This is a genomic window from Nocardioides houyundeii (assembly GCF_002865585.1).
Classification (GTDB): domain Bacteria; phylum Actinomycetota; class Actinomycetes; order Propionibacteriales; family Nocardioidaceae; genus Nocardioides; species Nocardioides houyundeii.
Genome location: NZ_CP025581.1, coordinates 650,517 through 663,707, shown reverse-complemented (window position 1 = coordinate 663,707; position 13,191 = coordinate 650,517). Strand labels below are relative to the sequence as shown.

13 protein-coding genes are annotated in these 13,191 nt (G+C 67.6%); 7 read left to right on the top strand and 6 right to left on the bottom strand.

Annotated elements, in window-relative coordinates:
• Nucleotide 1 precedes the first annotated feature (1 nt).
• Together C0R66_RS03220 and C0R66_RS03215 are read left to right on the top strand one after the other, a co-directional pair.
• Nucleotides 2-946, top strand: a complete 945-nt coding sequence (locus tag C0R66_RS03220; protein ID WP_199286786.1) for a GDP-mannose 4,6-dehydratase — start codon at nucleotides 2-4, stop codon at nucleotides 944-946.
• A 236-nt stretch (nucleotides 947-1,182) separates the two neighbouring features.
• On the top strand, nucleotides 1,183-2,586 hold the full coding sequence (locus C0R66_RS03215; protein ID WP_158647871.1) for a sugar transferase: 1,404 nt from the start codon (nucleotides 1,183-1,185) through the stop codon (nucleotides 2,584-2,586).
• 21 nt (nucleotides 2,587-2,607) lie between these two features.
• On the opposite strand, the gene rfbA is transcribed toward C0R66_RS03215, so the two are convergent.
• Complete coding sequence (gene rfbA / locus C0R66_RS03210) at nucleotides 2,608-3,474, bottom strand: glucose-1-phosphate thymidylyltransferase RfbA (protein WP_101526008.1); 867 nt, start codon at nucleotides 3,472-3,474, stop codon at nucleotides 2,608-2,610.
• A gap of 46 nt (nucleotides 3,475-3,520) precedes the next feature.
• Between rfbA and rfbB the strand changes: the two genes are divergently transcribed.
• The 3 genes from rfbB (at nucleotide 3,521) to C0R66_RS03195 (ending at nucleotide 7,227) form a co-directional block, all read left to right on the top strand.
• On the top strand, nucleotides 3,521-4,519 hold the full coding sequence (gene rfbB, locus C0R66_RS03205; RefSeq protein WP_101523483.1) for a dTDP-glucose 4,6-dehydratase: 999 nt from the start codon (nucleotides 3,521-3,523) through the stop codon (nucleotides 4,517-4,519).
• Between the two features lie 2 nt (nucleotides 4,520-4,521).
• On the top strand, nucleotides 4,522-5,910 hold the full coding sequence (locus tag C0R66_RS03200) for a sugar nucleotide-binding protein (protein WP_101526007.1): 1,389 nt from the start codon (nucleotides 4,522-4,524) through the stop codon (nucleotides 5,908-5,910).
• 171 nt (nucleotides 5,911-6,081) lie between these two features.
• Nucleotides 6,082-7,227 (top strand): acyltransferase family protein, encoded by a 1,146-nt coding sequence (locus C0R66_RS03195; RefSeq protein ID WP_101523482.1) that lies wholly within the window; start codon nucleotides 6,082-6,084, stop codon nucleotides 7,225-7,227.
• Between the two features lie 295 nt (nucleotides 7,228-7,522).
• Here the strand turns inward: C0R66_RS03195 and C0R66_RS03190 are convergent, their stop codons facing one another.
• The 5 genes from C0R66_RS03190 to C0R66_RS03170 form a co-directional block, all read right to left on the bottom strand.
• Nucleotides 7,523-7,888, bottom strand: a complete 366-nt coding sequence (locus C0R66_RS03190) for a phosphomannose isomerase type II C-terminal cupin domain (RefSeq protein WP_101523481.1) — start codon at nucleotides 7,886-7,888, stop codon at nucleotides 7,523-7,525.
• A 75-nt stretch (nucleotides 7,889-7,963) separates the two neighbouring features.
• On the bottom strand, nucleotides 7,964-8,248 hold the full coding sequence (locus tag C0R66_RS03185; RefSeq protein ID WP_199286785.1) for a DUF2516 family protein: 285 nt from the start codon (nucleotides 8,246-8,248) through the stop codon (nucleotides 7,964-7,966).
• A 118-nt stretch (nucleotides 8,249-8,366) separates the two neighbouring features.
• Entirely contained in the window at nucleotides 8,367-8,951 is a 585-nt protein-coding gene (locus C0R66_RS03180) for a hypothetical protein (protein ID WP_101523479.1), read from the bottom strand.
• Between the two features lie 5 nt (nucleotides 8,952-8,956).
• Nucleotides 8,957-9,349, bottom strand: a complete 393-nt coding sequence (locus C0R66_RS03175; protein WP_101523478.1) for a helix-turn-helix domain-containing protein — start codon at nucleotides 9,347-9,349, stop codon at nucleotides 8,957-8,959.
• Between the two features lie 76 nt (nucleotides 9,350-9,425).
• On the bottom strand, nucleotides 9,426-10,382 hold the full coding sequence (locus tag C0R66_RS03170; RefSeq protein WP_101523477.1) for an asparaginase: 957 nt from the start codon (nucleotides 10,380-10,382) through the stop codon (nucleotides 9,426-9,428).
• A 41-nt stretch (nucleotides 10,383-10,423) separates the two neighbouring features.
• Between C0R66_RS03170 and cysC the strand changes: the two genes are divergently transcribed.
• Complete coding sequence (gene cysC, locus C0R66_RS03165; protein ID WP_241901551.1) at nucleotides 10,424-12,160, top strand: adenylyl-sulfate kinase; 1,737 nt, start codon at nucleotides 10,424-10,426, stop codon at nucleotides 12,158-12,160.
• Nucleotides 12,160-13,173, top strand: coding sequence for a sulfite exporter TauE/SafE family protein (locus C0R66_RS03160; RefSeq protein ID WP_241901550.1), 1,014 nt, complete (start codon nucleotides 12,160-12,162; stop codon nucleotides 13,171-13,173). The genes cysC and C0R66_RS03160 overlap by 1 nt, the downstream gene beginning before the upstream one ends.
• Nucleotides 13,174-13,191 lie beyond the last annotated feature (18 nt).

The following is a 13,191-nucleotide window of genomic DNA, read 5'->3' as shown; positions in this document are numbered from 1 at the left end:
CGTGCGCGCCTTCATCACCGGTGTCGGCGGGCAGGACGGCAGCTATCTCGCAGAGCAGCTGATCGCCGACGGCGCCGAGGTGCACGCCCTGGTGCGCTCCGCGGACGGGCCTCCCCCGTTCTGTCCGCCCGAGGTGCGGCTGCACACCGGTGATGTCACCGAGCACGATGCGCTGCGCCGGTTGCTGTTCGACGTGGCGCCGGACGAGGTCTACAACCTGGCGGCGGTGAGCTCGGTGGCCCGCTCGTGGCAGGAGCCCGACCTGGTGCGCGCAGTCAACGGCGACGCCGCGGTGGCGCTGATGGACGCGACCCTGGCCCTGCAAGAGTCGACCGGGAGCCCGGTGCGCTTCGTGCAGGCCTCCAGCGCGGAGATCTTCGGCTCCCCCAGCACCGCGCCGCAGGACGAGTCCACCCCGGTCTCACCCACCAACCCGTACGGCGAGGCGAAGGCCCTGGCGCACCTCGCGGTGTCCCAGGCGCGGATCCGCGGCCTGCACGCGGTCAGCGCCATCCTCTACAACCACGAGTCGCCGCGGCGCCCGGCCACCTTCGTGACCCGGAAGATCACTTCGACCGTGGCGGCGATCGCTCGGGGGGACGCCGACGAGTTGGTGCTGGGCAACGTGGAGGCGCGTCGGGACTGGGGCTGGGCTCCGGACTACGTGGACGCGATGGTGCGGGCCGTGCGGCACCCCATCGCCCAGGACTACGTGGTGGCCACCGGCGAGAGCCACACGGTGCGGGATCTGGTGCGCGAGGCGTTCACCTCGGCAGGGATCTCGGACTGGGAGCACTACGTGCGAGTCGACCCCGACCTGTTGCGTCCCACCGACGCCGCCGTGCTCGTCGGCGACTCGGGGCGCGCGCGGGTGACGCTGGGGTGGGCGCCGAGCAAGACGTTCTCCGCGGTGGTGGCCGCGATGGTCGCCGCGGATCTGCGCTAGTTCTGTTTCAGGCGCGTTACCGATAGCACCGGGTTACTGCCCAGTCTTTCGATTGTGGTCACAGGGTGGTCACGAATCAGGGACAATCGTCGCTGAACATGGGGGTGTTCGGGACGCCAGACCTGGGGGTACGAGTGGGACCACGAGAGAACAGGGCGCTGAGCGTCGCTGCTGAGCCGGACGACAGACAAGAGGCGGTTCAGCAGGGGTGGCACGGACGAAGTCAGAGCCACCTCGTGCGGACCATCCCGGTCTTAGTGTTGTTCGCGGACCTCGTCCTGATCGTGTCGACAATCGCCTTCGCCGCCGTGGTGCGCGGTCGCATCACCATCTTTGGAGATGCGGCCGAGATCGCCTCCACCGTCGTGGGTGGCGTGATGGTCTTCATGACGGTCGCTTGGGTGGGCAGCATCGCCCTCATCGGTGGCTACGAACCGCAGGTCTTCGACAGCGGGTTGGACGAGTACAAGCGCGTCCTCCGCGGGAGCCTGCTCGCCGCCGGGGCCATCGGCATCGCCTGCTATCTGCTGCAGTACGAACTCTCCCGAGGCTTCTTCGTCATCGCATTCTTGGTCGGCATTGTGGAACTGATCATCGGGCGGTTCATCTTTCGGCGACTCACGTTCGCTGCGCGGCGTCGTGGCCACCTCCTGCACAAGGTGCTGATCGCGGGGTCCCGGTCGCACGCCGACGAACTGGCGCTCAATCTCAAGCGCGAGCGGCGTCTGGGCTACAGAGTCACCGGTGTGGTCACTCCCGCCTATGACATGTCCCCGAAAACTCGGAGTGGCATCGCCGTGCTCGGTGACATCGAGAACGTGGCGGACATCGCGATCAAGAGTGGGTGCGACGTGGTCTTCATCGCTGGTGGTGCCTTCGGCTCGTCCGCACTCCTCAAGGAACTGGTGTGGGCGCTGGAGACGCACAACATCCAGCTCATCGTCGCCCCCAGCCTGACCGATGTGTCCGGTGAGCGAGTGCGGTTCCGACCGGTCGACGGCCTGCCGCTCATTCACGTCGATGGCCCCCGAGGTCACCTGGCGACCCGGGGCAGCAAGCGTCTATTCGACGTCGTCGGTTCTCTCACGCTGATCCTGCTGTTCAGCCCCCTGCTAGCAGTTCTTGCCGTGCGAGTGCGGCTGCACGACGGTGGCCCGGCCCTGTTCCGCCAGGTGCGTACCGGGCGCGATGAGAAGGCTTTCCGCTGCCTCAAGTTCCGGACCATGGTTCTGGATGCCGAGGCGCTGTTGGCCCGGTTGCACGAGGAGCAGGGCCACTCCAACGGGCTTTTCAAGATGAAGGACGACCCGAGAATCACCAAGCCCGGCAAGTGGATGCGACGGTTCTCCCTCGACGAACTCCCCCAGCTGTTCAACGTGCTCCGCGGCGACATGAGCCTGGTCGGCCCTCGCCCGCCGCTGCCGTCCGAGGTGCTCAGCTACGAGAAGAGCACCCTGCGGCGGCTCCGGGTTCGGCCGGGTATGACCGGTCTCTGGCAGGTCTCCGGTCGCTCTGACCTGACCTGGGACGAGACGGTGCGGTTGGACCTCTACTACGTGGACAACTGGTCCATGCTGCAGGACATCTCGATCCTGGCCCGCACGGTTGGTGCGGTCTTCCGCTCCAGCGGCGCCTACTGACCGGGTCCGATTGGGCTCGACTCAGCGGTCGTCGAGAAGCCCTGCGAGGTAACTGCCGTAGCCGCTCTTGCGCAGCGGCTGGGCGCGCTGGAGCAGCTCCTCGTCGCTGAGCCAGCCCTGGCGCCAGGCGACCTCCTCGGGGGCACCGATCTTGGTGCCCTGGCGACTCTCGATGGTGCGCACGAAGTTGGAGGCGTCGTTCAGGGAGTCGAACGTCCCGGTGTCGAGCCACGCGGTGCCGCGGGGCAGCACCTTGACCTGGAGCCGCCCCTCTTCGAGGTAGCGGCGGTTGAGGTCGGTGATCTCGAGCTCGCCGCGCGGCGAGGGCTTGAGCTCCTCGGCATAGGCGACGACGTCGCTGTCATAGAAGTAGAGGCCGGGCACCGCGTAGTTGCTCTTGGGCTCCTCCGGCTTCTCCTCCAGGGAGATGGCGCGGCCGTGGCCGTCGAACTCGACCACGCCGTACGCCGACGGGTCGGCGACGTGGTAGCCGAAGACCGCGGCACCCTCGATGTTGGCGAACTCGGAGAGGTGGCTGCCCACGCCGGTGCCGTAGAAGATGTTGTCGCCGAGAACCAGGCCCGCGGTGTCGGAGCCGATGTGCTCCTTGCCGATCAGGAACGCCTGGGCCAGGCCGTCGGGGCTGGGCTGGCGGGCGAAGGTGAGGTTGATGCCGAACTGCGAGCCGTCGCCGAGCAGCCGCTCGAACGCCTCAGCCTCGTGCGGGGTGGTGATCACCAGCACGTCGCGAATGCCGGCCAGCATCAGCGTGGAGAGGGGGTAGTAGATCATCGGCTTGTCGTAGACCGGCACGAGCTGCTTGCTGATTCCCTGGGTGATCGGGTGCAGTCGCGATCCCGTGCCGCCGGCCAGAATGATTCCACGCATGGGCATCACCCTAGGGGAGGTTTCCTTCCCCCTAGACTCCCCTCTCATGGATCGACTTCTCGTGACCGGTGGTGCCGGCTTCATCGGCTCCAACTTCGTGCACTACCTGATGGAGCACACCGACGCTCGAGTGACGGTGCTGGACAAGCTCACCTACGCCTCCACCAAAGAGTCGCTGGATGGGCTCCCGGAGGACCGGGTGAAGCTGTTCGTGGGCGACATCGCGGACGCCGCCGTGGTCGACCCGCTGGTCGCCGAGCACGACGCCGTGGTGCACTACGCCGCGGAGTCGCACAACGACAACTCGCTGCACGACCCCTCGCCGTTCATCCAGACCAACATCATGGGGACCTTCGTCATCCTGGAGGCGGTGCGCAAGCACGGTGTCCGGCTGCACCACATCTCCACCGACGAGGTGTACGGCGACCTGGAGCTCGACGATCCCAAGCGGTTCACCGAGGACACCCCTTACAACCCGAGCAGCCCGTACTCCGCCTCCAAGGCGGGATCCGACCACCTGGTCCGGGCCTGGGTGCGCAGCTTCGGCGTGCAGGCGACGGTGTCGAACTGCTCCAACAACTACGGGCCGTGGCAGCACATCGAGAAGTTCATCCCGCGCCAGATCACCGAGGTGATCGACGGCCGCCGCCCCAAGCTCTACGGCTCCGGTGAGAACGTGCGCGACTGGATCCACGCCGACGACCACTCCTCCGCGGTGTGGACCATCCTCAACAAGGGCGCCATCGGCGAGACCTACCTGATCGGTGCGGACGGCGAGCGGTCCAACCTGCAGGTGGTCCAGCAGATCCTGCGGCACTTCGGTCGTCCCGAGGACGACTTCGACCACGTCAACGACCGGGCCGGCCACGACCTGCGCTACGCCATCGAGTCGGGCAAGCTGCGCACCGAGCTGGGCTGGGAGCCGAGGTTCCAGGACTTCGAGGACGGCCTGGGCCGCACCATCGAGTGGTACCAGGAGCACCAGGACTGGTGGCGTCCCGCAAAGGACGCGACCGAGGCCGCCTACGCCGCGAAGGGCCAGTGACCGTGCCGCTCCCATCTCTCGAGACCACTCCGATCCCCGGCCTGGTCGTCGTCCGCCTCGACCTGCGCGAGGACGCCCGCGGGTTCTTCAAGGAGAACTGGCAGCGGGAGAAGATGCTGGCCATCGGCCTGCCCGACTTCGGACCGGTGCAGAACAACGTCTCCTTCAACTCCGACCGCGGGGTGACTCGCGGCATCCACACCGAGCCGTGGGACAAGTTCATCTCCCTGGCCACCGGCCGGATCTTCGGCGCCTGGGTGGACATGCGCGAGGGCGAGACCTTCGGCGCCACCTTCACCCTGGAGATGGACCCCTCGGTGGCGATCTTCGTGCCGCGCGGGGTGGGCAACAGCTACCAGACGCTCGAGGACAACACCGCCTACACCTACCTGGTCAACCAGCACTGGCGTCCGGGCATCACCTACCCGGCGCTCTCCCTGGCCGACCCGACGGTCGCCATCGAGTGGCCGATCCCGCTGACCGAGGCGATCATCTCGGACAAGGACCAGGACAACCCCGACCTGGACCCGGCCACCGCGATCGCCCGACCCAAGACGCTGATCATCGGCGCGAAGGGTCAGTTGGGCCGCGCCCTGCAGGCCGACTTCCCGGGTGCCGACCTGGTCGACCTGGACGAGCTGGACATGACCGACGCTGCCGCGGTCGCCGCCTGGCCGTGGGTCGACTACGACCTGGTGCTCAACGCCGCTGCCTACACCGCAGTCGACAAGGCCGAGACCCCCGAGGGTCGGGTGACCGCCTGGGCGGCCAACGCGTCCGCGCCCGCGACGCTCGCCCGGCTCTCCCGCGAGCACGGCTTCACGCTGGTGCACTACTCCTCGGAGTACGTCTTCGACGGCACCGCGCCCCTCGACCCCGGCCACCGCGAGGACGAGCCGCTGTCCCCGCTGGGCGTCTACGCCCAGACCAAGGCCGCCGGCGACATCGCCGTCGGGCAGGCGACGAGGCACTACATCCTGCGCACCTCGTGGGTGATCGGTGAGGGCAACAACTTCGTGCGCACCATGAAGAGCCTCGCCGACAAGGGCGTCTCCCCCAGCGTGGTCGGTGACCAGGTCGGGCGTCTGACCTTCACCACCGAGCTCTCCCGCGCCACCAAGCACCTGCTGGAGTCGGGTGCCGAGTTCGGCACCTACAACGTCTCCAACGGCGGCCCCGCGCAGTCGTGGTGCGAGGTCGCCAAGCAGGTCTTCGAGCTCGCTGGCCGCCGCGCCGACGACGTCTCGGCCACCACCACCGAGGAGTACTACGCGGGCAAGGAGGGCCTCTCCCCGCGCCCGCTCAACAGCGCGCTTGACCTGTCGAAGATCCGGGCCACCGGCTTCGAGCCTGAGCCCGCCTTGAAGGCGCTTCGGCGCTACCTGCCCTGATCCGGCAGGCGAAAAAACGTAGCCTCTTCATCCACCTCAGCTCGATGCGTTCTGGTAACGGCCTGACCCGTTTGAGCGGAGGCAATCGGGCGGACTGGTCTGAGTCCGTCGGGGATCTCACGTTGGCCCCAATCGGGCGCCCAGTGAGCTCGTTGCGCCTAGCATTCGGCTATGCCTCAGACTGCGGACAGCCTAGACATCGCGCCGTCGTGGGGCGCTCGAATCCTAGGAATCGAGGGGATGCGCGCGATCGCCGCACTGTCGGTTGTGGTCGGGCACACGGTGGCGGCAATGGCGCCTCAGGCCTCAAGCGAGGGCGGGATCGTCTGGCGCCTCCTGTCCCCAGCTACCCAGGGCCTCACCCTGTTCTTCGTGCTGTCAGGCTTCTTGCTCTTTCGACCGTTCGTGACGTCCGTAGTCTCAGGCACGCGAGCCCCGGGTTGGGCCAGGTTCTTGCGCAACCGAGCCGTGCGTATCTTGCCGGCTTACGTCTTTATCCTGCTCGTAACGAGCTACGTGCTAGGCGTGGCTCGCTTATCCGATCAGTCTGCGGCCGTCTCGGCGGAGGGGGCTGGACGACTACCGCTCGTCGACCTGCTCTGGTCACTTCCGCTCGTACAGACGTTCAATCCGGAGCAGATGCGTACAGGAATTGGCGTCGCATGGTCGCTGACCGTTGAAACTTGCTTCTATGCGCTTGTTCCCTTATGCGCGTTGGCCGCTGCACGTCTTGCCAGGCCACTTGGAAGGTGGGCTGCCGTACTGGCGCCGGCTGCGGCGTTTCTCGCTGTGGGAGTTGCTGGAAAGATCTGGCTGCTCTGGGAGACTCGCAATATGTCTGAGGCCGCAAAGTTCAACTTTGAGTGGGGCCAGACCTGGAGCGCGGTGGTCGCGCGATCAATCCTGGTGCATGGTGACCTCTTCGCGTACGGAATGGCCGCCGCGGTGTTGTATGTGGCCGTCGAGCAGGGGGCTATTGGCCGGGATCGAGCCGCGGCGATGCGCCTTCCGCTGATAGTGACGGCCATTGCTGGCGCCGGAGCGGCGAGCGTGGGCAGTCTCCTGATCTTCCAGGACGCGGCGGCTGCCATCGCATGTACCGCCGCCCTGCTGTTCCTGGTTCTCCCGACCAGAAGAGGGGCGGCCGCTGGTTCCGCCCGTCTAATGGAATGGGCCCCCTCAGGTTCCTCGGGCTCGTGTCCTATGGCATTTATCTGTGGCACATTGGCGTCATCTGGTGGTTGCAGCAGCGTGGATGGGGCTTCTCGGACTCGCTCCTGGGGTTTCTCGCTAACCTCGCCCTTGTTGCTGCTCTGACGATCGCCCTGTCGACGGTCAGCTACTACCTGGCAGAGCTCCCAGGACTGCGCCTCAAGGCGCGGACGGACGTGCCCCCGGAGACGGCACCGTCCGCACGTGCCCCTAAGGACCATTCACGGCCGGGCGCGGACGACCCCGCTACCGCCACCTCGGCGCTTCCTCGTGGAGAAGAGTTTCGCCAGTGAGTCATGGTCGGAGCGAAGCATCGACGTTCCGGCCAGGAACCTGCGTGGGAATTGTGGCCGTCAGCCGCCTTCGGGCAATCTTTCAAGCAAAGGCATAGGCCCGGACTTCAGGAACTGAGGCTTTCCGCCTCGTGACGCCCGTAGTCGTCCTCGAGTCGGCAGATGTCGTCCTCGCCGGTGTAGTTCCCGTGCTGCACCTCGATGATGACGAGCTCCTCGGAGTGCATGTTGGTGATCCGGTGTGCCGCGCCCTGCGCCACGTCGACCGAGTGCCCCGGACCGGCGACGATGGTCTCGCCGTCGATCACGCAGGTCGCCATCCCAAAGATGACGACCCAGTGCTCCGAGCGGTGCTCGTGGGTCTGGTAGGACAGGCGCTGACCCGGGTTCACGTGGATACGCTTGACCTTGTAGCCCTGACCGTCGTCGATCACGTGCCAGGAGCCCCAGGGACGTTCCTCGGAAGCGAGCATGCGGATTCTCCCCGGTGGTGTGGCGAATGTCTGGCGGCAAGGCTATCGCGACCTGGGCCCTTCGAGGACCCTCTCTCAGCGCTTGGTGAGTCCCAGGAGCGCCGGCCGCACGTCCGCGAGATAGACGAACGCCGCGATGGTGAAAACGATGTTGAGGATGCCGACGGGCTGCAGGAAGATCAGCTGCACCACAAACCCGAGTCCCAGGATGGCGCACCAGCCGACCTTGGTCATCTTGCCGGCGGCCTCGTAGGCCTCGGCGGAGAACATCAACGCGGTGACGAGCGCGAAGCCCTTCACCGCGAGCAGGCCGAGCAGCACGATCAGCATCACGGTGCCCTGAAGCTCGAAGACGTTCACGCGCACCAGCCTACGGGCATGACAAGAGCCCCGGGGTTCCCGGGGCTCTTGCATCGCTACGACATCCAGCGCTGGTCCGGTTCAGAAGAGCAGCAGCTGCTCTTCCCTCACCGGTCCTTCAGTCGCCGATCTTGGCGGCGGCGTCGCCGGTGGCCTTGACGGCCGACTCGGCGGTCTTCTTGGCCGTGGTGGCGGTGGCCTTGGCCGAGGACTTGGCGGCGGTCGCCTTCTTCTTGACCGGCGTGGACTTCACGGCCTTCTTGGCCGCAGTCTTCGACGCGTCCGCGGTCTTGGAGGCCTGGGTGGTGGTGGTCTTGGCCTTGGCGGCGGTGGTCTTGGCCGAGGACACGGTCGCCTTGGTGGACTCCTGACGACGGATCCGGCCCACCAGGGTCTCGCCCCGCTTGACCAGGTCGTCGAAGGCGTCGGCTGCGGTGTCGACGTTCTCGTTGAGCACCGACTGGACCTTGGCCGGGTAGCCCTTGGCCTCGGCCTGCAGGGCAGCGACACGGCCCTCAATGTAGGTCCGCAGGGCCTTGGGGTCGAGGTCGATGCTGGTGACGTTCTTCTGGACGTCGGCGACCTTGGTCTGCACGTCGGCGACGTAGTCACGCACGAGCTCGACTGCGAGGTCGTTGACACCGACACCGGCGTAGAAGACCTTGGCGGCCTCGGTCTTGACGTCGAACTTGGTCTTGGCCATGTTCGTCACTCCTTCGGGTTGTCCGTCCGCGCGTTGACCGCGAGGAACGATTGGTAGACGTCGAGCAGGGACTGCTTCTGGCGTTCGGTGAGGAGCGGGTCGTTGAGGATCGCCAGCTCCACCGAGCTGCCGGCTCCCTCCTCCAGGCTGAGGATCCCCGCCCGGACGTAGAGCTGTTCGGAGGAGATCCGCAGCGCTCGGGCGATCTGCTGGAGCACTTCGGCCGAGGGCTTGCGCAGCCCTCGTTCGATCTGGCTGAGGTAGGGGTTGGACACCCCGGCCAGGTCGGCCAGCTGACGCAGGGAGAGCTTCGAGGCGAGCCGCTGCTCCCGGAGGTAGTCCCCGAGGGAGAAGTTGCCCAGTGACTCGACGGTCTTGCCCACCTTGCCCTTGGCCATACCTCCATAGTGCTAGCAGGAGTTAGCACTTGCAAGCAGTGGCGTGGTGACCCTGCACACGCACCAATTGGGTACGTCAGAAGCAGGCGCGGATCTCCCCCACGGGCCGTCCGCCACCGAGCAGCTCCACCCGGCCGGTACGGCGCACGGCGTCGGCGTCCACCCCGTCGAGCTCCAGCAAGCCGCTACGACGCAGCGCCTCGGCCATCAGCACCGGCCGCACCCGGGCTGCGCCGTCATCGGTCTTCAGCGCGAAGGCACGCCCGTCCGGCAGCGCCACCGCATAGCAGGACTCCGCCCCCGCCTTGCCGATCGAGCCGGGGATCGCAGTGAGCAACGCCAGCTCGTCCCGCGTCGTTCCCGAGACGTACTCCGGATGCTGCCGGATCGCCTCCGCGATCCGCTGCTCGGGGCCGGAGGTGGCCACCGCGAGCGCACGGAAGGCCCGGGCCAGGCCGACCAGCGACGCGGAGAGCAGCGGCGCACCGCAGCCGTCGATGGCCACCACGGCGGGCTCACCGGTCAGCTCCTCGAAGGTCTCCCGGATCGCCTGCTGGAGCGGGTGGTCGGGGGCGAGGTAGGTGTCAGTGTCCCAACCGTTCAGCACGCAGGTAGCCAGCATGGCGGCGTGCTTGCCGGAGCAGTTCATCCACAGCGGCGCCTTGCTGCCTCCGCTCCTGATGAGCTCTTCCTTGGCGGCGTCGTCCAGCGGGTAGTCCGGCGGCGTCTGCAGCGCATCCTCGGTGAGTCCCGCCGTCGCCAGGATGCGGCGTACACCGTCGATGTGGAACGGCTCCCCCGAGTGCGAGGCGCTGGAGAGCGCCAGGAGCTCGGGCGGCAGGTCCAGCCCGAGTCGCACCATGGCGAGGGCCTGGATCGGCTTGTTGCACGACCGCGGCAGGATCGGGACGTCGACCGCGCCCACGGACCACTCCGGGGTCCCGTCGGCGGCCAGCGCGACCACTGAACCGTAGTGGTGCCCCTCGACGAATCCGGAGCGAACGATTTCGGCAACGACGACTGGTGCAGACATGCTGGTCAGGTTAGTCACTCGACTTTGAGAGGATGTCGGCCGTGTCCGCCTCTTCGCTGCCCCAGCACTGCCCGACCCCGGTCGAGCTCGACGACCTCGAGCTGCTGCTCTCCGGCGCTCTGGCGCCGCTGACCGGCTTCAACGAGCCGGGAAGCGCGGTGACGCTCGCCCTGCCCGAGGCACTGAAGGATCTGGACGCGGTGGAGCTCGTCGACCCCGAGGGTCTGCCCCTCGCGATCGCGTCCCAGGGCGCCGTCACTCCGCTCTCGCACCCCCAGTTCGGTCCGTTCCGCAACCTCTACCTGACCCCGGCACAGGTCCGCCAGCAGTACGCCGGACGCACCTTCGTCCCGGTGACCGACGCCCTCACGGTCGGACAGCTGGAGGAGCTCGCCGACCTGGGACCCCTCGTCCTGCTGGCCCTGGCCGGCACCGGCACGCCGACGCTCTCCCCGGTGGGGCTGATCCGCGCCACGATCGCCGCGGCCGGACTTCTTCCGGACGCCGCCGTCGTCGTGGTCCCGCTGGCCGCCCACGGAGACGCGGTAGCCGATCACGACCTCGGCGTCCAGGTGGTCGGCAACTATGCCCAGGGCGATCCGGTCACCGGACTGACCTCCGTCTCCGACGACGACCCCCTAGCTGACTACCCTGAAGAGATCGCCGACATCGTCGACTTCGACCGGCCGGGTCCGGGCCAGCAGGGGCTGGTGCTCTTCTTCACCGGACTGTCCGGCAGCGGCAAGTCCACGCTGGCTCGGGCGCTGATGGACAAGGTGCTGGAGCAGGGCGAACGGACCGTCACCAGCCTCGACGGCGATGTGGTCCGCCGCAACCTCTCGGCCGGGCTCACGTTCTCCAAGGCCGACCGGGAGACCAACATCCGCCGCATCGGCTGGGTTGCCGCCGAGATCGCCCGTCACGGCGGCGTGGCCATCGTGAGTCCGATCGCCCCGTTCGACGAGACGCGCCAGCAGGTCCGCGAGATGGTCGAGCAGGCCGGAGGCGAGTTCTTCCTGGTGCACGTCGCCACCCCGCTGGAGGAGTGCGAGCGCCGGGACCGCAAGGGCCTCTACGCCAAAGCGCGTCGCGGTGAGATCCCAGAGTTCACCGGCATCTCCTCGCCCTACGAGGAGCCGACGGACGCCGCCGTCCGGGTGGACACCACCGGCCGCAGCATCGAGGACGCCCTCGACGACGTGCTGGTCGCCCTTGCGAAGACCGGCCACCTGGACCTCCGGGAGACCGATCGCGAGCCGTTGAAGGTGCTGTTCGTGTGCACCGCCAACATCTGCCGCTCCGCCTTCATGGAGGTCACGGCGCGTCACCTGGCCGGAGACCGCACCGACATCGAGTTCTCCAGCGCCGGCACCCACGGTTTCAAGGACCACGCGCTCGACGGCGAGATGGCCGCAGTCCTAGCCCCGGCAGTGGAGCACGACGACTTCGCCAGCCGTCCGGTGACGCGGGACCTGATCGACGACGCCGACCTGGTGCTGACCGCCGAGTCCACCCACCGCACCTACCTGCTGGAGGAGCACCCCCAGGCCTTCCGCAAGGTCTTCACCCTCGGCCAGTTCGCCGAGGTCGCTGGGGGCAGCGACCTGCACGGTCGCGACCTCATCGAAAGTCTCGGCCGCCAGCGTGGCGCTGCCCGCCCGGAGCACGACATCGCCGATCCTTACCGCCGTGGCCCCCAGGCTTCAGCCGAAGCCGGACAGCGCATCACCGCCCTGCTCGAGACCGTGATCCCCGCTCTGACTGGAGAGACCCGCTGATGGACTGGCTCACCGCCACCTTCTTCGCAATCCTGGCCGCCGGCTTCTTCGTCGGGATCATCGTCGGTCTCACCGGCATGGGCGGGGGCGCCCTGATGACGCCAGCCCTCATCTTCCTCGGGGTCGGCGAGACCGCCACGGTGGTCACCGCAGACCTCACGGCCGCCGCGGTCTACAAGACCGGCGGTGCGATCGTCCACAAGCGTGAGGGCTCACCCAACCTCCAGCTGGCCAAGTGGCTGATCATCGGCTCGGTACCCATGGCGCTGCTCGGCCCACACCTGGTCTCCTGGGTCACCGACACCCCTGAAGACCTGGACGAAACCCTGAAGCTCTGCATCGGCTTCGCGCTGCTCTTCGCGGCCGCGACCTATGCACTGCGCCTCTACATCCAGCTCCGCCGGGTACGCAGCGGCACCCACGTGGACGACAACAACCCGACGATCCGTCCCCTCCCCACGCTGGTGGTCGGCGCACTGGGCGGCCTGCTCGTCGGCGTCACGAGCGTCGGCTCCGGCTCCGTCATCATGATCGCCCTGCTGATGCTCTATCCCGGGCTCTCCGCGGTGAAGCTGGTCGGCACCGACCTGGTGCAGGCAGTACCACTGGTGCTGGCGGCCGCCATCTCCAACATCGCACTGCACGGTCTCGACTGGGGCGTCACCATCCCGCTGATCCTGGGCTCGGTGCCGGGCACCCTCATCGGCAGCAAGATCGCGCCCCGGGTGCCGCAGTCGTTCATCCGCCGCGGCATCGTCGTGGTGCTCACCATGTCGGGGGTCGCGCTGCTCGACAAGGCCGGCTGGGCGCCACTCGGTGCCGGCGAGGACCAGACCTCGCCCATGCTGGTGGCGGGCGTCGGCCTGGCCATGGTGGTGCTGGTGCCGCTCGTGTGGGGCCTGGTCCGGCGCACCACCGGCCTGCCGATGTTCGGCTCACCGACGGTCGCCCAACTGGAGGACCCGACGTATCGACCGGGCCTGGTTGGGATGAAAAAGAACACACCCGGTTAGGCTGAGCGCCGATCGCAC

Bases quoted from the DNA above. Each gene is read 5' to 3' on its own strand.
- rfbA (WP_101526008.1), bottom strand. From the start codon at position 3,474: ATGCGTGGAATCATTCTGGCCGGCGGCACGGGATCGCGACTGCACCCG.
- rfbB (WP_101523483.1), top strand. From the start codon at position 3,521: ATGGATCGACTTCTCGTGACCGGTGGTGCCGGCTTCATCGGCTCCAAC.
- C0R66_RS03195 (WP_101523482.1), top strand. From the start codon at position 6,082: ATGCCTCAGACTGCGGACAGCCTAGACATCGCGCCGTCGTGGGGCGCT.
- C0R66_RS03190 (WP_101523481.1), bottom strand. From the start codon at position 7,888: ATGCTCGCTTCCGAGGAACGTCCCTGGGGCTCCTGGCACGTGATCGAC.
- C0R66_RS03180 (WP_101523479.1), bottom strand. From the start codon at position 8,951: ATGGCCAAGACCAAGTTCGACGTCAAGACCGAGGCCGCCAAGGTCTTC.
- C0R66_RS03175 (WP_101523478.1), bottom strand. From the start codon at position 9,349: ATGGCCAAGGGCAAGGTGGGCAAGACCGTCGAGTCACTGGGCAACTTC.
- C0R66_RS03170 (WP_101523477.1), bottom strand. From the start codon at position 10,382: ATGTCTGCACCAGTCGTCGTTGCCGAAATCGTTCGCTCCGGATTCGTC.
- C0R66_RS03160 (WP_241901550.1), top strand. From the start codon at position 12,160: ATGGACTGGCTCACCGCCACCTTCTTCGCAATCCTGGCCGCCGGCTTC.